Source organism: Acinetobacter sp. WC-141 (genome assembly GCF_000313935.1).
Taxonomy (GTDB): domain Bacteria; phylum Pseudomonadota; class Gammaproteobacteria; order Pseudomonadales; family Moraxellaceae; genus Acinetobacter.
Genome location: NZ_AMSS01000011.1, coordinates 48,470 through 66,008, shown reverse-complemented (window position 1 = coordinate 66,008; position 17,539 = coordinate 48,470). Strand labels below are relative to the sequence as shown.

The 17,539-nt window shown below is 36.9% G+C and carries 15 protein-coding genes; 7 read left to right on the top strand and 8 right to left on the bottom strand.

Features of this window, described 5'->3' with window-relative positions:
* Nucleotides 1–11 precede the first annotated feature (11 nt).
* Entirely contained in the window at nt 12–1,790 is a 1,779-nt protein-coding gene (locus tag ACINWC141_RS01250; RefSeq protein WP_009387089.1) for an ABC transporter substrate-binding protein, read from the bottom strand.
* Between the two features lie 780 nt (nt 1,791–2,570).
* On the opposite strand from ACINWC141_RS01250, the gene ACINWC141_RS01245 reads away from it, so the two are divergent.
* The 5 genes from ACINWC141_RS01245 to ACINWC141_RS01225 all read left to right on the top strand — a co-directional run bounded on the left by ACINWC141_RS01245 (nt 2,571) and on the right by ACINWC141_RS01225 (nt 7,856).
* Nucleotides 2,571–5,240, top strand: coding sequence for a TonB-dependent receptor (locus ACINWC141_RS01245; protein WP_009387140.1), 2,670 nt, complete (start codon nt 2,571–2,573; stop codon nt 5,238–5,240).
* Between the two features lie 108 nt (nt 5,241–5,348).
* Nucleotides 5,349–6,062, top strand: coding sequence for an energy transducer TonB (locus ACINWC141_RS01240; protein ID WP_005304763.1), 714 nt, complete (start codon nt 5,349–5,351; stop codon nt 6,060–6,062).
* Nucleotides 6,063–6,103: 41 nt separating this feature from the next.
* On the top strand, nt 6,104–6,985 hold the full coding sequence (locus tag ACINWC141_RS01235; RefSeq protein WP_009387170.1) for a MotA/TolQ/ExbB proton channel family protein: 882 nt from the start codon (nt 6,104–6,106) through the stop codon (nt 6,983–6,985).
* Between the two features lie 15 nt (nt 6,986–7,000).
* On the top strand, nt 7,001–7,423 hold the full coding sequence (locus tag ACINWC141_RS01230; protein ID WP_004792697.1) for an ExbD/TolR family protein: 423 nt from the start codon (nt 7,001–7,003) through the stop codon (nt 7,421–7,423).
* Nucleotides 7,424–7,442: 19 nt separating this feature from the next.
* A complete protein-coding gene (locus ACINWC141_RS01225; RefSeq protein WP_009387150.1) occupies nt 7,443–7,856 on the top strand; it encodes an ExbD/TolR family protein in 414 nt (137 codons plus the stop codon).
* Nucleotides 7,857–7,907: 51 nt separating this feature from the next.
* On the opposite strand, the gene ACINWC141_RS01220 is transcribed toward ACINWC141_RS01225, so the two are convergent.
* The 4 genes from ACINWC141_RS01220 to ACINWC141_RS01205 all read right to left on the bottom strand — a co-directional run bounded on the left by ACINWC141_RS01220 (nt 7,908) and on the right by ACINWC141_RS01205 (nt 13,243).
* Nucleotides 7,908–8,369: a GNAT family N-acetyltransferase gene (locus ACINWC141_RS01220; protein WP_034677165.1), complete on the bottom strand. Its 462-nt coding sequence runs from the start codon at nt 8,367–8,369 to the stop codon at nt 7,908–7,910.
* A 99-nt stretch (nt 8,370–8,468) separates the two neighbouring features.
* Nucleotides 8,469–10,634 carry a malate synthase G gene (locus ACINWC141_RS01215; RefSeq protein WP_009387129.1) on the bottom strand — a complete coding sequence of 722 codons (2,166 nt, stop codon included), beginning with the start codon at nt 10,632–10,634 and terminating at the stop codon, nt 8,469–8,471.
* 366 nt (nt 10,635–11,000) lie between these two features.
* Nucleotides 11,001–12,143: a cell division protein ZapE gene (gene zapE, locus ACINWC141_RS01210; RefSeq protein WP_009387105.1), complete on the bottom strand. Its 1,143-nt coding sequence runs from the start codon at nt 12,141–12,143 to the stop codon at nt 11,001–11,003.
* 77 nt (nt 12,144–12,220) lie between these two features.
* On the bottom strand, nt 12,221–13,243 hold the full coding sequence (locus ACINWC141_RS01205) for an AraC family transcriptional regulator (RefSeq protein WP_034677162.1): 1,023 nt from the start codon (nt 13,241–13,243) through the stop codon (nt 12,221–12,223).
* Between the two features lie 160 nt (nt 13,244–13,403).
* Here ACINWC141_RS01205 and ACINWC141_RS01200 point away from each other — a divergent pair, with 160 nt between their 5' ends.
* Nucleotides 13,404–14,912, top strand: a complete 1,509-nt coding sequence (locus ACINWC141_RS01200; RefSeq protein ID WP_009387146.1) for a flavin-containing monooxygenase — start codon at nt 13,404–13,406, stop codon at nt 14,910–14,912.
* Nucleotides 14,913–14,960: 48 nt separating this feature from the next.
* Nucleotides 14,961–15,872 carry a LysO family transporter gene (locus ACINWC141_RS01195; protein ID WP_009387160.1) on the top strand — a complete coding sequence of 304 codons (912 nt, stop codon included), beginning with the start codon at nt 14,961–14,963 and terminating at the stop codon, nt 15,870–15,872.
* Here the strand turns inward: ACINWC141_RS01195 and pyrF are convergent.
* The 3 genes from pyrF to ACINWC141_RS01180 all read right to left on the bottom strand — a co-directional run bounded on the left by pyrF (nt 15,869) and on the right by ACINWC141_RS01180 (nt 17,446).
* Nucleotides 15,869–16,567, bottom strand: a complete 699-nt coding sequence (gene pyrF, locus ACINWC141_RS01190; protein ID WP_016138293.1) for an orotidine-5'-phosphate decarboxylase — start codon at nt 16,565–16,567, stop codon at nt 15,869–15,871. The two genes, ACINWC141_RS01195 and pyrF, sit on opposite strands and share 4 nt — an antisense overlap.
* Nucleotides 16,568–16,752: 185 nt before the next feature.
* On the bottom strand, nt 16,753–17,118 hold the full coding sequence (locus ACINWC141_RS01185; RefSeq protein WP_009387088.1) for a lipopolysaccharide assembly protein LapA domain-containing protein: 366 nt from the start codon (nt 17,116–17,118) through the stop codon (nt 16,753–16,755).
* A gap of 25 nt (nt 17,119–17,143) precedes the next feature.
* Entirely contained in the window at nt 17,144–17,446 is a 303-nt protein-coding gene (locus ACINWC141_RS01180; protein ID WP_003651488.1) for an integration host factor subunit beta, read from the bottom strand.
* Between the last annotated feature and the right edge of the window lie 93 nt (nt 17,447–17,539).

The following is a 17,539-nucleotide window of genomic DNA, read 5'->3' as shown; positions in this document are numbered from 1 at the left end:
TTTATCTAAAATTATTTTTTAACAGGGGTAATATCAAGATATTGCCAGTTTGTATTCATCATTGGATGGGGTTTAAACCCTTGAACTTGTGGTCGTATCAACCAATTACGAATTCGAGTTACATGAATAATCCATGGATTATCAGCTTCAATCTGGCGGTTAAGCTTTTCGTAATATGGTAGACGTTGTTGCGGTGGTAAATGAGTGGCTTGATTATAAAGAGCATCATAAGTTTTAGACTGGTAACACGCATGGTTTCCCTGACCCGCGTTTGGACCATAAAGTAATTGCGCAAAATTATCTCCTTCAGGATAGTCAGCAATCCATGCCCCGCTCCACATCATATATTTACATTGAGTTGCGGCTTTTAAGTTATCTGCAAAATTACTTACTTTAAAATCAGCACGGATACCTATTGCATCCAGATTTTTTTTCCAGAGTTCTGAATGAATAACTGATGCTGAGCTATTTTCAGTATTAATTTTTAAAACTAAAGGTTTGCCGTTTGGCAATTTTCGGTAGCCATCAGACCCTTTTTTATAACCATAATAATCAAGTAGTTTATTTGCCAATAAGGGATTGTACCCTACGCTACTTCTGTACTTGGGGTTATATCCATTTACACCTTCAGGTATGAACATTTCAGCTCTAACAGCTTGGCCTTTATAAGCCTGTCGTATACTTTCTTTTTGATCATAAGACAAAGTAATGGCTCTACGAAGAGCAATCTTTTCTGGACTAAAACCACCAATGACTGGATCACGCATGTTCATCATCGTATAGGTCATTTCAGGTTCTTTATTAGGAAAATGCTTAATTCCTTTTTTTTGAAAAGACGCTTTAAGTTGACCTCCATCCAAAGCTTGAGGAACAGCATCGGCTGTAAGTCTATCAAAATCCAGTTGGCCAGACTGGAAAGCTAACCATCGTGACTGTTGTTCTTCAATAATACTGACCACAACTTTGCCAATTTGCGGCATTTTCTTACCGCTCATTTCTTTAATAAGCTGGTTATCCCATGGCGTTCCTGTCGACTTAAAATTCCAGACAAAACCCCGATAATCAGGATTGGCAACTAATTCGACCTTACTTCTTGGTACATATTTACTCAACATGTAAGGTCCAGTACCAACCGGATGCATACCGATACCATCACCGTAGTAATCAACAACCTCTTTGGCAACACCACCAAAAGTAATATAGGCAAGAATATAAGGGAAATTAAAGTCTTGGCGAGTTAAGGTAAATTGTAGAGTATATCGGTCAATTGCTTTAAGCCCTGCAATTGATGCAGCATAATCAAACTTTCCAGTTTTCTTTGCTTGAGCTACAACTGCATCAGCTCCGACTAATTTGCCATCAAGAAAAGAAACTGCAGGTGCCCTATTTTTAGGGTCCAAAATACGTTTAATTGCATAAACATAATCTTCAGCCACCAGTTCACGATGTTTACCTTTAAAGGCAGGGTCATCGGTGAAATAGATACCCGGCTTAATTTTAAATGTATAAACTTTACCATCTTGGTCTACCTTAGGCAGACTTTCAGCCGTATAAGGAACTAACTGTACTGGACTTGCTAAATAATCATATTTCAGCAAAGGTTCAAAAATTGTTTCTGCAATACTAGCACTATAGAAATTGGTAGTTTTGACCATATCGAAGCCATCATCTGGAGCTTCATAGGCAACATGCAAAATTTTGTTTGGTTGTGCAGGCGTTTGGGCGAAAGCACAAGAAACTGATGTAATAGCCAGACTTAAAATGGCGAGCTTAAAAATTTTTAATTTCAAGTTCCTACCTACTTAATTAATTTTTTAAAGATATTATCCTTTTGAGTAACATCTAAATCCGAATAAGAAAAGTTCTTTCTCAATGGACTACTTTCTTCTTTGTAAATTACTAACCTTTCTATTCAATCTTTTATTTGATCGAATGGAAAACATCATACTGAAATTAGAAAGCTGTAACTATCTAATATAAAGCGAATTTCATGCCATATTTTATGATCAAGAATAATTCATATAGAAATATTTAAAATTTACATTTTAATTAGGCACTTAAAACTTCTGGGACTATATAAATAAAAGTAAGTTTTTGCCAAATATTATATTTATATAACTTATTCATGATTAGCCTATAATGCACAATTAAAAGTCATGAATGTTTCATTCTAGTTCATAAATTTTTTATAGAGTAAGCAAATAACATTAGCTCAAATCAATAATTTATATCAAAAAAATATAATTTAAAAGAAATGTTACATTATACAATTACATTTCAAAAAGTTCTAAAAAGATACAAAAGTAAAAAACCAATACATGAACAACCCAATAATGATTATTTTTTATACAAATAATTTTGGAACTTTTAGCCAACATAAAAAAAATTACCAAATGGAAAATTTTTTTACTGGATAGAAAACCCTAAAACCTCCTCACAAACATAATAAAATCAATATATATCAATATTTTGCATAAACTAAAAAAAGAAAAATATATAGTTGGCACTTGCTTTGCTTAAAGACTTTTCAGCAATATCGCTAACTACAACAAAAAGGGATCAAATCCACGATGAAAAAAAAATACAATGTTCGATCTCAGGTAACCCCCAAGATTGGCAAAACAATTCTTAAATTAAGTACCCTTAGTTTAAGCATGATGTGTCTTACCATGGCACAAGCAGCAGAAACAGAACAATCCAACTCAGATGATAAACCCGTCAAAGTTGTAAAAGTTGCTGTGACAGGCTCTTCAATCAAAGGAGTTGCAGCTCAAAGTGCTTCACCCATTACTATCGTAAAAGTTGACGAAATTTTAAAACAAGGGGTAACTACAACTGAAGAAGCTTTAGCCAAAATTAGTGCAAACCAATCTAATTTTGTTACTGCCAGTAACGTGGGTGCAAGTAAAACAGCCGGTTCAGCGGCAAACTTGAGAGCCTTAGGTGCCAATAAAACACTTGTTTTACTTAATGGTCGTCGATTAGCTGCAAATGCATATGACAGTGGCGTCACAAACTTAAATATTATTCCACTCGCAATGTTAGACCGCATTGAGGTTCTAAGAGATGGCGCCTCTTCCATTTATGGAACAGATGCAATTGGGGGAGTAATTAACTTTATTACCAAAAAGCAATTTACCGGACTTAACCTGACCGCTGGTTATCAAAAACCAGAACAAAAAGGCGGTGAACAGCAAGACTACAGCATCTTTGGCGGCTTCGGTGATTTGGACGAAAATGGCTATAACGTTTTTGGTGTTGTGGACTATCGCAAAGGCGATGATGTTATGGCCCAAGACCGTAAAGTTAGTCGGCGTGGAGGGATATTACCCGAATTAGGTGTTAATAGAACCAGTAGTGGTTCATTCCCTGCCAATGTCCCAGGTTTAGGTAACCCTTACGCATCCACTGGTTGTGGTAATAACCCTCTTAATAGTATCGATGATGGAACTTGTCGATATAACAGTCAAGCTGTGATTGGAATTGTTCCAAAAACAGAAGACATCTCAGCTATGGGCCGAGCTACATTTAAACTAAATGATAATTTTAACGCGATTGCAGAATATTTATATGCAAGAAGTGAAGTCACTACTTCAGTTGCACCAGATGTATTTTTTGATCTGACGCTTGACTCTAATAGTAAATATTATCCAGGAAACGGTATAACTCCAGCTTTAGCAGGCGCTAAGGGAACTATCCCTCTATATCTGCGTTCACAATCGGGTAATCGTATAAGTAATAGTATTAACCAATCACATAGATTGTTTGCGGGTATTGAGGGTGAAACTCATGGTTGGGACATTAATTCAGGCGTTACCTATGCACATAGTAGTGCATCGGATGCTATCGTAAGTGGCTATTTAAACTTTGATAAAACACAAGAAGCTTTAAATAATGGTATTTTAAACCCATTCGGACCACAAAACCCTGAAGATGCTAATGTATGGAATGAGTTAGGAGTTGAAGGCAAATATTTAAAAGCCAACCTAGATACAACTACGGTTGATTTCACTGCAAGCCGACCTATATTTAAATTACCAGCTGGAGATGTTGGTTTTGCAGTTGGAGCAAGCTATCGTTATGAAGATTGGACTTCAAAAGTCGTTACTGATGTTGCCCGAGTGGCACCAAGTACAGGTGTCGATCCTGATGAACCAGTAAATACTGGCGATCGTAATATTAAATCGGTATTTACCGAATTTCATATCCCACTTCTTAAAACTTTAGAAGCTCAAATTGCCGCTCGTTATGATGACTACAATGATTTTGGTGATACTTTTAATCCAAAATTTGCACTTCGTTGGGAACCTATTAAACAGTTAATGTTCCGCACAACTTATAGTACAGGTTTCAGAGCACCAACACTTTGGGAAGTTAATGGCGCAAATTCGATAACCAATACAGGTGCATCATATAATGATCCACTGCTTTGCCCTGGTGGAGTTGTACAACCAGGAGGACAAAAAGAACGTGATTGTAAGATGCAATTCGACAGACAAAATGGAGGTAATAAAACTCTAGATCCAGAAGAGTCAAAGTCTTTTACTGCAGGCTTAGTATTTGAACCAATTAAAAATTTAGCCTTCACTCTTGATTACTTCAATATCGAAGTCGACAAGCAAATTGCTACACTTTCAGAAACTGCTATTTTTAATGACCCTGTGAAATATGCAGACAAATTTGTACGTAATCCTGATGGCTCATTAGATTATATTATTACAACACAACAAAATTTAGGTGGAATTAAAACTTCTGGTTTCGACGTCGGCTTAAGTTGGGTTTCTCCAATGACTGCTACAGGTCGTTTCGGTTTCAATATTGATGGTACATATATAACTGATTACAAATACCAAGCCGAGCCAGATGGGGAATGGATAGGTGTTGCTGGGTCATATAGCGGCTTAGACTATCAATCTATTATTCTGCGCTGGAAACATACCGCAAACCTAAATTGGAATTATGAAAACTGGGCTTTAAATCTGCAACAGAACTTCTCTCGTGGATACCAAGATCAAAACTCTAACGACCAAAACCATAGAGTTAGCGACTATACAACATACAATATTTCAGGCACTTATAAAGGCTTTAAAAATCTAGAAGTGACCGCTGGTATTAAAAATATTTTTGATGAAGACCCTCCTGCTTCTAATGTAATTGATAACTTTCAAATGGGATATGACCCACGTTACGCAGATCCTTTAGGGCGTACGTACTTTGTACGAGGTACATATAAGTTCTAAATGGTTGTTCTGCAAACATGACTTTAAACATCGTGTTTGCAGACCGAATACTCACCCTTAGTCAAACATTAATTTAAGAATTGTTTGTCTCAAGTTTCAGGAGTAACTATGGGCATGACTTTTACAGACATAGAAAATAAATCTGCAAAGCGCCTTATTGGTATTGCCGCAGTACTTTTTCTGCATCTTATTGTTGCCTATATTCTGATGTCAGGTTTAGCAAACAATATTCAAAAACCAGCAGAAAAACCTGTGGAATTACAAATTATTCAAGATATTAAACCACCTCCTCCACCTAAACCAGAGGAGCCAAAACCTAAGGAAAAACCGCCTGAGCCACCTAAAATGGTAGAAAAAGTTGCCAAAGTTCCTGAGCCGCCTAAACAAGTAGAGAAAGTAGCGACACCGGTACAAAAAACGACACCAGTAGCTCAACCAACTAAAGTTGCTACCCCAGCTCCTGCTGCACCTAGCACCCCATCACCAAGTCCTGTTGCCGCACCAGCTCCAGTGGCAGCTGCCCCAGCTCCTAAACCAGCTGGCGTAACTCGCGGTGTTTCGGAAGGTTCTGCTGGCTGTGAAAAACCGGAATATCCTCGTGAAGCACTGATGAATGAAGAACAAGGTACGGTGCGTATACGTGTTTTGGTTGATACTTCAGGCAAAGTCATTGATGCCAAAGTAAAAAAATCAAGTGGCAGCAAAACCTTAGATAAAGCAGCAACTAAAGCTTACAGCTTATGTACATTCAAACCAGCAATGAAAGATGGCGTGCCTCAGCAAGACTGGTATGAAATTGAATATCCATTCGTAATTGAATAAACAATTGAATTAGTCAGAAATTAAAAAATATTGGAGATAATATGATGAAAAAATCAACTCAACCGCTAGTACGTTTCGCTTCTGCAAGTTTAATCGCAGCTTGTTCGCTACTTCCATTAAACTCGGTTTTTGCAGAAGAAACGAGTAATGCCCCTGTGGCAACAGCAACCGCTGAAACTACTTCAAATGCAAATACTCCAACTCCACCACCGAAACCAGCAACAAGCGAAACTGTTAAAAACCCTTATGGTCTAGAAGCGCTTTGGCGTGAAGGAGACTTAGTCGCTAAATCTACTTTATTTATATTAGTGCTGATGTCTATTGGCACGTGGTACATCATTATTTCAAAATTCTTACAACAAGCTAAAGTAAAACGACAAGGCAAAGAGGCAGAGAAAAGTTTTTGGGAAGCAACTTCACTAGATAATGCAGCTGATAATTTAGAACAAAGTAGCGCATATCGCTTTATTGCAGAAAAAGGCATTAACTCAACTAAATCGCACGGCGGCTCTTTACTTGAGCGAATCGATTTTAATACATGGGTGAGCATATCAATTCAACGTGCAATTGAAAAAATACAAAATCACTTAGGTGGTGGTTTAGCTTTCTTAGCAACAGTTGGATCAACGGCACCGTTTGTTGGTCTTTTTGGTACGGTTTGGGGAATTTATCACGCATTAACAGCCATCGGGATTTCAGGTCAGGCATCTATTGATAAAGTTGCTGGTCCTGTCGGTGAAGCTTTAATTATGACAGCTATTGGTCTTGCAGTCGCAGTGCCCGCTGTACTTGGTTACAACTGGCTGACTCGCCGTAATAAAGCCGTTATGGAAAATGTTCGTTCGTTTGGTTCAGATTTACACGCAGTTTTATTAAGCGGAGAAATTAGTACCAATAATTCGGTTAACCGCAGCATTAAATAACGAGGAGCAAACATTATGGGTATGAGTGTTGGTTCTGAAGATGACGATGAAATGATTGGCGCAATTAATACGACGCCTCTAGTTGATGTCATGTTGGTTTTACTTATTATTTTTCTAATTACGATTCCGGTAGTTACACATACGGTTCCAGTGAAACTACCAGAAGAAAAAAATACGCCATATGCAACCACACCTGAAAATATTCAACTTTCTGTGAACAAGAAAGGAGATATTTTCTGGAATGAAAGCTATGTGCCTAATAAAGAAATATTGCTATCAAAGCTTCAAGCCGTTGCACAAAAAAGGCCTCAGCCAGAAGTTCATATTCGTGGAGATCAGCTTACTCATTTTGAGGCGATAGATCAGGTCATTAGCACGACCAAACAAGCTGGTATTGGCAAAATTGCATTTGTTACTACCCCACCAGCCTCCCAGTAATTATTTTAAGGAGAATTTTATGGGTATGAATGTCGGTTCAAATAATGATGACGATGTGATGTTGGAAGTCAACATGACACCTCTTATTGATGTCATGTTGGTACTTATTATTATGTTCATTATTACCATCCCTGCACCAAACAATGCGATTAATATTAATTTGCCAAACGGCACACCCCCACCAACAAATGAAAAGCCGCCTGAAGTGATTGATGTAAGAATTGACGCAGCAGGTAAAGTGTTTTGGAATAACCAGCTGGTTTCAGACCGCACCGCACTAGAGACTTTATTCCAAGGTGTGGTCACCAAAAAAGATCAAGACCAGATCAAACTTAAACCAGATCAAATGGCTGAATATAAAAATGTAGCGATGGTCATGGCTACGGCGCAGCGTTTAGGTGTCACCAAAATTGGAATTGTGAGCAGTAACTAAAATTGCTTTTAAATCTATTCTATTACTTCATACGCTAACTGGAATTTTCAGTTAGCGTTTTTTTTGAAGGGAAATATTCAACTCTAAAATAATATCTCCACATTCATCATATTCTCCAGTTTCTATAAAACCCAATTTTTTATAAAGTTTTCCAGCACAATGATTAGATGATTTATACATAGTTCGAATGCGTTTAGCTCCTTTTGTAAATATTTCATCAATTGCGATTTGCAACGCTGCGGTACCATAACCTTTAGCTTGATTATTTTTATCAATCATAAAACGAAACAACCAAAATAAAGTCTCATCAGGTGGATCAATTTCGACACAATACATTAAGAACCCAATGACGTCATTATTGAAACAGATCACTCTTGGGCAGTAATGTTCTTCCACTTTAGACTCAGCAATAGAATATACATTTGGTGCAACATAGTCTTTTTGAGATTCATCCAAAGATAATCTTGCACATTGAATCCAATTCTTACGATCTAGACTTTTCAAATTAATCAAATTCAAAAATCCTTTAGAAATACATTTTCTTAGTTTAAGCAAAAAATATACCGAGAACAAAAAAGCCTCCGAAGAGGCTTTTTTTATGACAGGTTAAAATTAGTCACCTGTATAACCTTTTAACTTTAAACGAGCAGCATGTAGCAACGGCTCAGTATAACCAGAAGGCTGTTCACAACCTTTAAAGATCAGGTCAGAAGCCGCTTGGAAAGCAATGTTGGTTTCAAAGTTAGCAGCCATTGGTTTATACAATGGATCATTCGCGTTTTGTTCATCAACAATTTTAGCCATGCGTTTAAGCACCTCTTCAACTTGTTCACGAGTCACAATACCGTGACGTAACCAGTTTGCAACGTGTTGAGAAGAAATACGTAATGTTGCACGGTCTTCCATTAAGCCCACGTTGTTAATGTCAGGAACTTTCGAACACCCCACGCCTAAGTCAACCCAACGAACAACGTAACCTAAAATACCTTGGCAGTTATTTTCAAGCTCATTGTTGATTTCTTCTGCTGACCAGTTTGTTTCTGGTGCAAATGGAGGAGTCAACAAGTCATCTAATGACAACATTTCTTCAGCTTTCAACTGATCTTGACGTGCTTTAACATTCACTTGATGGTAATGCATCGCATGAAGAACTGCACCTGCCGGAGATGGAACCCAAGCACATGAAGCACCCGCATTTGGATGTGCAGCTTTAGTTGCTAACATATCTTTCATGCTATCTGGTTTTGGCCACATGCCTTTACCAATCTGTGCTTTACCTTGTAAACCACATTTTAAACCAATTGCAACGTTACGGTTTTCGTAAGCAGCAATCCATTTTTGTGTTTTTACAGCTTCTTTACGCACAACTGGCGCGGCTTCCATTGACGTATGAATCTCATCGCCAGTACGGTCCATAAAGCCAGTATTAATAAAGATCGTGCGGTCTTTTGCAGCAGCAATACAGTTTTTCAAGTTTACAGATGTACGGCGCTCTTCATCCATAATACCGATTTTTAACGATTTAGGTGGTAAACCAATCGCCTGTTCAGCACGTTCAAATAACTCTACAGCAAACGCAACTTCTTCTGGACCATGCATTTTTGGCTTAACAATATACATAGAACCTTTACGAGAGTTCTTATTTTCGTTTTCACTACGGATGTCTGCAACTGACAACAATGGTGTTACCAATGCATCCATAATACCTTCGAAAATCTCTTCCCCATCTACTAAAATAGCTGGGTTAGTCATTAAGTGACCTACGTTACGAAGCAACATAAGTGAACGACCATGAAGTTTCGTTGTACCACCAATTAAATTTTTAATTTCGCGGTCTTTATTTAAATCACGAACAATCGTTTTACCGTTCTTTTCAATAGATTCTTGAAGCGTACCCTTCATTAAACCTAACCAGTTACGGTAACCTTCAACTTTTTCTTCAGCATCTACAGCGGCAACAGAATCTTCTAAATCCTGAATTGTGGTTACAGCCGCTTCGAATGTTAAGTCTTTAACACCCGCTAAATCAGTTTGTCCAATTGGACTAGATGCATCAATTTCGATAATCACATGAAGACCATTACTCAAAAGTACAACTTCTGTAGGATTCGCTTCTTCACCGTTGAAACCAACGAACTGAGCTTCATGAGCTAAACCTGTTTTTGAACCATCTTTCAAAGTCACAACAAGTTTGTTTTGCTCAATCGCATATTTTGTCGCATCTGCATGTGAGCCTTGTGCAAGTGGGAAAACTTCATTTAAGAAGTTTTTAGCGAACTCAATCACTTTTGCACCACGTACAGGATTATATCCTTTACCTTTTTCAGCTCCACCTTCTTCAGAAATTACATCGAAGCCGTAAAGTGCATCATATAACGAGCCCCAACGAGCATTTGCTGCATTTAAGCAATAACGAGCATTACGTACAGGTACAACTAACTGTGGACCTGCCAATAATGCAATTTCTTCATCAACATTTTCAGTTGTAATTTGAAAGTCTTCAACTTCTGGCACTAAATAACCAATTTCAGTTAAGAACGCCTTATACGCACCTAATTCAAATTTATTGTTGCGGTGCCATTCATCAATTTTTGCTTGTAATTCATTACGCTTAGCCAATAATGCTTTATTTTTTGGGCTAAGATCGACAACAACTTGCTCAAAGTTCTTCCAGTAAGTTTCACTATCTAAACCAGAACCTGGTAAAGCTTCATTTTCGATAAAATCGTAAAGTTCTTTAGCAATCGCTAACTTGCCTTTTTGAATACGTGCAGTCATTGTCTTTCCTGAAGTTGCTACTTTTTATACCAAGAGAATCCTAGTATACCGATTTAAATTAAGCTGAATACTAATATCACATTCCTAAATAGTAAGCATTTTCCCTTGTAAAACTATTGACAAAGATAAATTTCTCTATATAGGAAATATTAAAATTCTAACTAGGATTCCCAACAATTTATTCAATATTTAAAGATACTGAAACTAGACTTTTTGTTAACAGACAAAAAATTCCACTATCTTATTTTTCTAAAGCGTATTTAGTTATATCAAACTTTACAGTGCGAAAAAGCACTATTTAACTAAATTTATCAATTTTTGTTGTAAAAAAAGCGCCCTTTTTAGAGCGCTTTTCATATCTATTTTTTATGCGTTTTTAGTATCATCAATATGACGATGTTCAGAATGTAAATATTCATCAGATTGCATTTCTAACAAACGCGAACGAGTACGCTCAATTTCAAACGCTAACTTTTCACCTTGATAAATATCAATAATACTATCTTGAGAAGTTAACAGTAATTTTACTCCACGATCATAAAATTCATCGACTAAATAAATAAAACGACGTGTACCTTCAGATAAGAAATCTGTTAAATGAGGAACATTACTCACCAGAACCGTATTATAGATATTCGCAATTTCAATAAAATCTGCTGGGCTACGTGGTTTAAAGCAGAGTTCAGAAAACTCACACCACAACACATCTTCTGTATGGCCTAGCGTCTCAACAATACGATTATTGATTACAATTGGCTCTTGAGAATGAGTTTGTGTATGAGTTAGTGCGTTAAAACGTTCTGACATCCAGTTTTGGACTTCATTACTTAATGGCGATTTAAATAATTGAGCTTGTTTTAATACACGTAAACGATAGTCCACACCTGCATCTACATTTAAAACAGTGCAGTTCTTTTTAACCATTTCAATTGTTGGTAAAAAGCGATCACGATGAATACCGTTTTTATATAAACCGTCTGGTGCGATATTGGATGTTGCAATTAATGTCACACCACGAACAAACAATTTTTGGAATAAATCACTGAGAATCATTGCATCAGTTACATTTGATACAAAGAACTCATCAAAACAAATAACGACTGCATCTTTATAAATTTGGTCAGCCACAATTTCAAGTGGATTGCGTTGGCCTGAAAGCTTATTTAGCTCTTTATGAACATGTTGCATGAAATGATGAAAATGCATACGTGTTTTACGGCGAAACGGCACTGACTCATAAAATTGATCCATAAGCCAAGTTTTTCCACGACCTACTCCACCCCACATATAAACACCTTTAGGTGAGGTTTGGCGGCGAAAACGACGGAAAGCTTTTTTAGAGGCTTTATAACGGTTTAAAAGTTCTTTCCATACACGATCTAATTCTTGCACTGCCTGTGCTTGCGCTTCATCTGCCATAAACTGGCCTGAAGCTAAAGCCTCAGCATAGCGTTCTGCTGGGGAAGAAGGTGAGAATGCAGTACTATGAGAAGATTTTAAATTTAACATATCGTTTTATTTCAATTTTAACTGATAGGAGTATAGCGAACATTTTGTTCAACCACATTAGCTTTTAGCATCAAGAATTACGACGATGACTCTTTGCCATATTGTCGAGGACTCTGCCCAAACCATCGTTTAAATGCATGATTAAATGCCGCTGGTTCAGAATAACCGAGCAATTCAGCAATAACTTCTATTGAGTATTCCCTATATTCCATAAGCTTTAATGCCTTATTCTTGATAATTTGTTCACGAATTTGCTTATAACTCGTATTTAACTGTTGCAGTTGATGCCTTAATGTCCTTTCAGGCATTTTCAATGCAAAAGCAGTTTCCGCCATGCTCGGGATAATTCCTTGTTGCAACTCAAGATAATCTTGCACACATTGTATGATATGTGGAGTTTGATGATCTTGTTGATTTAATCTTGTTATTTCTGTAATACATTTTGATTCATAAATACGATGTGTAATGATGTCCGCAGAAGGGATTTTGATTTCAAGTACATCCTTACTTAGGCTAAATCCTGCATATTTACCATTAAAGTGCACATCCTCACCATAGTATGCGAAATAGCGAGATAAAATATCTGAGTCCGTTGGTTTTTCAAATGGAAGTTCTATACGCATAGTGGGCATTTCTAATCCCATCATTGTATAAATATCTTGAATAAATTTATAAGTTCCTGAAACTTCACATTGTGCCCGCAACTGTCCAACTTGGGTTTTCAAATCAACAGGCAAATAATTTAAGATGGTGCGCTCATCCGTTTCACAAAGCCCTAAAGCACCAAATAAATGAGTAAGCCTTTGATATTTTATCCCTTTACTTAATGCAGTCTGAACATCATTACTTGTTACAAGCAACATCAGCAATGGTCCGTAACCAGCTAGAGCATAATGCTGGCCAATAAATAAGCCCTTCTCAGGTTCAACATTTTCACTAATAATTTGTTGAATATCCCATTCTAGGCGATCATGAATTGTGGAACTCGGATCTAAAGCATCAACCTTGATTCCAATACCAGCCAAACGTGAGTCGACATCAATGCCAGCATTGCGCATTCCTTGAATTAAATACATTAAACCAAGTATCGACCGTTTCATTCTTCTATCAATTTCCCTAGACTCAAATGTTTTACTATAAAGAAGAAAGAAAATTAATTGCCGAATCTATCAATTTTCACGTCGATCCAATCATGTTTAAACTGATTAAAAAACGTTAGTCTTCCATGCAATCCTCTTTTCAGCTTATGCAGGGTTTCCAATGCTAAACACAAAGCAAGATGCTATTCAAAAAACTAAAATCGCTATTATTGGTGCTGGATTTGGTGGTCTAGCAATGGCTATCCGTTTACTGCAAAATCAACAGCAAGACTTTGTTATTTTAGAAAAATCAAATGACGTCGGTGGAACTTGGCGCGAAAATCGCTACCCTGGTGCGGCATGTGATGTTCAATCTCATATGTATTCCCTCTCTTTTGCACCCAAAACTGACTGGTCAAAACGTTATGCTGAAGCACCAGAGATTTTTGAATATATTCAAGATATTACAGAAAAATATAAGATTAAAAATTACTGTAAGTTTAACCATGATGTAACCCATGTCCAATATGATGAAATGCGTCATGTGTGGACTCTAGATTTTAAAAATCAACCTTCGCTCGAAGCTCAATTTATAGTTTTTGCATCAGGCCCTTTGCATATCTCGCAAATACCTCATATTCAGGGCATCGAAAAATTCAAAGGAAAAGTTTTTCACTCTTCACAGTGGAAACATGACTACAACTTAAATGGTAAATCAGTCGCATCAATTGGTACGGGTGGTAGTGCAATTCAATATATTCCAGAAATAGCTAGAGATGTTAAGCAGCTCTATGTATTTCAAAGAACCGCAGCATGGGTAATCCCTCGAGATGAGCGCAAATACTCAAACTTGAGTAAAGCATTGTTCAAATCTTCTAATATTTATCGCCAAATTCATCGTAGTCGTCTTTATTGGAGTAATGAGTCGCGCGTTGTACCCATTGTTCAACCCCAAGTTATGAAATATGGCCAGAAGTTGGCAGAAGCGTTCATTCGCTTCCAAGTAAAAGATAAAGAGGTAGCTAAGAAACTCACACCAGACTTTGTGATGGGATGTAAACGGATTCTTATTTCAAATAAATACTTCCCTACATTTAATCGTAAAAATGTTGAGTTAGTGACGGATGGCATCCAAGAAATTAAAGAAAACAGTATTATTACTAAAGATGGAAAAGAACGGCCTATTGATTGTTTAATTTACGGTACAGGTTTTATTACTGACCCACGTATTTACTTGAAACATTTCACTTGCATTGGACGTAATCAAATCGAATTAAAACAGGCATGGAAAAATGGTGCAGAAAGTTATTATGGCATTATGACTAAAAACTTTCCGAATCTATTTCAATTAGTCGGTCCTAATACAGTATTAGGTCATAATTCGGTTATTTTTATGATTGAATCTCAAGTAAATTACATTTTACAACTTATTCAACTCGTAGAAAAATCTGGGCAAAAAGCGATTGAGATCAAACCAGAAGTTCAAGATGCATTTAACGAGCGGGTTCAAACCCAGCTTCAAGGGACTGTATGGCAAGCTGGAGGCTGTAATAGCTGGTATCAATCTGCCGATGGAAAAAACTTTTCGCTATGGCCAACTTATACATGGAAGTACTGGTTAGAAACACGCAAAGTTAATTCTAAAGATTACTTACTCTTAAATAAAAGCTCACAGAGCTATGCAGCTTAAAATGTTCCAGACATAATAGGTGGGTTAAAACAATCTACCTATTATTATATGCAATCTTTTTATCTCATCATTCAAATTTTTTTAGCACTTACTTCCGGCTATTTTTTAGCGCCCAAACTATCTTTAAATATCCAAAAGTTTATATTTAAAATACTGCCCTATTTTTCTTATATTCTCTTGGCAAGTGTCGCTTTAGAGTTAACACTCGCACTGGACCAAATTGAGAATCCTTCTGCCATACTTCCACCAGCTATTATTATTGCACTTACTACATCTTTTGGTTCTTTTTTTACCTGTTTATTGGCTTATACAATTTTTGATAAACAAAGTGTCAAAGGCAAAATTTCACTTCAACTCTTTGTAAATGCTTTAAAGAATATTGCAAAAGCTTTTTTTGCCTTAGGCGTCGGTGTTCTATTAGGAGCTATCGCCACTCAATTCAATTCACATATCTCATTTAATAGTTGGTATTTATTATTACTTTTTATTTTCTTAATTGGTATTGAACTTGCCTTCACTCATTTCAACCGTACGTGGCTAAGCTGGAAGATTTTAATTGTACCTTTGGCTGCATTTATCGGCTCATGTATCGCAGGCTTCATCAACTACTTTTTGCTTAGCAAGCATTTTGCATTGAATGAAACATTAGCATTAGCACAAGGTTATGGCTGGTATTCAATGTCAGGAATCTTGTTTACACAATTACACTCGGCAGAACTAGGTGGTATTGCGTTATTAACTGATTTATTTAGAGAGATCGTTGCTATATTTTTAATGTATACCATGGGATGGCGCTTTCCACGTCCTGCCATCTCAAGTGCTGGCGCAACCTCAATGGATGTTACATTAGCCATGGTAAAACAGTCATGTGGTACACATTATGTACCACATGCCATGATGAGCGGCTTATTATTAAGCCTACTCGCTCCGCTATTAATTAGCTTATTCCTAAATTTTTAAGCAATTGAAGCAAGAATAGACTTCAACATTTCTGTTGGATTTTCTGCTTTAGTAATCGGTCGACCAATGACCAAGTGCGTAGAACCATCAAGCATAGCTTGCTTCGGAGTCACAATACGTTTTTGGTCGTCCGCATTTGAACCTTCCGGACGAATACCAGGGGTTACTAAAGAGAAGTCTTGTCCAATCAACTCACGAAGAATTTTAGCTTCTTGTGCAGAACAAACCACCCCATCCAAGCCACTTTCTTTAGTGAGTTTAGCTAAGCGTTTTACATGCTCTACTGGCTCAACATCTAAACCAATATCTTTTAAATCTTCACGCCCCATTGAAGTTAATACAGTAACCGCAATTAATTGAGTTTGATAGTTACCTGCTTTTAAACGCTCTACACAAGTTTCCATCATTTTACGACCACCGGAAGCATGGACGTTGACCATCCACACTCCTAAATCAGCGGCTGCACAAACAGCCTGAGCAGTAGTATTTGGGATATCATGAAATTTAAGATCAAGAAAAACTTCAAAATTTTGTTCTTGAAGTTTTTTTACAACAGATGGACCTTCATGAGTAAAAAGCTCTTTACCCACTTTTACACGGCATAAAGTAGGATCAAGTTGTTCAACAATTTTTAAAGCGTCATATTGGCTTTTTGCATCTAACGCAACAATGATACTCAAGAGACTTTCTTCCATCACATAAAAACAGCATCATTATAATAGACAAATTATCAGGGAATAAAGGAATGTATAAGGAAGGCTTTCAAATTTAGAGATAATAATGCAACGGGCACTTATTTTTAGAACAATAAAAAGAAGAAAATGCGAATAAATTGAGAAATATACTACTCTTTACTCGTAAATAAAGAGTAGTGTGCGAATTATAACGGAGTAGAATTTTTATCTTGGGGATAAACATCTAAAACGGTTTTTTCATGTCTTACATTTGCAGCGGCTTCTGCTGCTGCCAATTGAGCACTTTGAATCTGTTCTTTTCTCAAATGGTCAATATCTTTACGAAGACGTTTAATTTCCCAGCTTTTTTGAAATACTCTGAAAACTTGTACACCTAACAAAAGACCGACCACCGTTCCAAGTACTAATGTGAGTAGTAATAATAAGCCTAAACGCATAGCTGGAACTTGGGTAAATAACAAATCAACAGAAAGCTCTGTTGGATTTTGCAATACTAGTGCTAAAGAATAACCAAACACAACAATAAGCAATGCAATTAAAAGATAACGCATAGGCACCCCGCTTATAAATTTTTATTTATTTACCGGATTCATTGACTGCATCACGCAGCGCTTTACCCGGTTTGAAATGTGGAACAGCTTTGGCTGCCACTTCTACTGATCTTCCTGTTTTAGGATTGCGACCAACTCTTGGATCACGGTGGTGTAAAGCAAAGCTACCAAAACCACGGATTTCAATACGATTATCAGTTGATAGTGCTTCTATCATTTGATCAATCATAATTTTAACCGCTTCTTCCACCAAAGGTTCAGCTAAGTGTGGGTTTTTTAGCGCAATGCGTTCAATCAAATCAGACTTATTAAGAGCTTCAGTAGTCATCTACGACCTCGTTATTTATTGCTACTCTATGTCGTCTGATAATAACCTGTTTAAATACAAAACGGTAGCGCAGTATGTTGAATACTACGCTAC

Coding starts and splice junctions, on each gene's coding strand:
- ACINWC141_RS01245 (WP_009387140.1), top strand. CDS start 2,571: ATGAAAAAAAAATACAATGTTCGATCTCAGGTAACCCCCAAGATTGGC.
- ACINWC141_RS01240 (WP_005304763.1), top strand. CDS start 5,349: ATGGGCATGACTTTTACAGACATAGAAAATAAATCTGCAAAGCGCCTT.
- ACINWC141_RS01235 (WP_009387170.1), top strand. CDS start 6,104: ATGATGAAAAAATCAACTCAACCGCTAGTACGTTTCGCTTCTGCAAGT.
- ACINWC141_RS01230 (WP_004792697.1), top strand. CDS start 7,001: ATGGGTATGAGTGTTGGTTCTGAAGATGACGATGAAATGATTGGCGCA.
- ACINWC141_RS01225 (WP_009387150.1), top strand. CDS start 7,443: ATGGGTATGAATGTCGGTTCAAATAATGATGACGATGTGATGTTGGAA.
- ACINWC141_RS01215 (WP_009387129.1), bottom strand. CDS start 10,634: ATGACTGCACGTATTCAAAAAGGCAAGTTAGCGATTGCTAAAGAACTT.
- zapE (WP_009387105.1), bottom strand. CDS start 12,143: ATGTTAAATTTAAAATCTTCTCATAGTACTGCATTCTCACCTTCTTCC.
- ACINWC141_RS01205 (WP_034677162.1), bottom strand. CDS start 13,243: ATGAAACGGTCGATACTTGGTTTAATGTATTTAATTCAAGGAATGCGC.
- ACINWC141_RS01200 (WP_009387146.1), top strand. CDS start 13,404: ATGCTAAACACAAAGCAAGATGCTATTCAAAAAACTAAAATCGCTATT.
- ACINWC141_RS01195 (WP_009387160.1), top strand. CDS start 14,961: ATGCAATCTTTTTATCTCATCATTCAAATTTTTTTAGCACTTACTTCC.
- pyrF (WP_016138293.1), bottom strand. CDS start 16,567: ATGGAAGAAAGTCTCTTGAGTATCATTGTTGCGTTAGATGCAAAAAGC.
- ACINWC141_RS01185 (WP_009387088.1), bottom strand. CDS start 17,118: ATGCGTTATCTTTTAATTGCATTGCTTATTGTTGTGTTTGGTTATTCT.
- ACINWC141_RS01180 (WP_003651488.1), bottom strand. CDS start 17,446: ATGACTACTGAAGCTCTTAATAAGTCTGATTTGATTGAACGCATTGCG.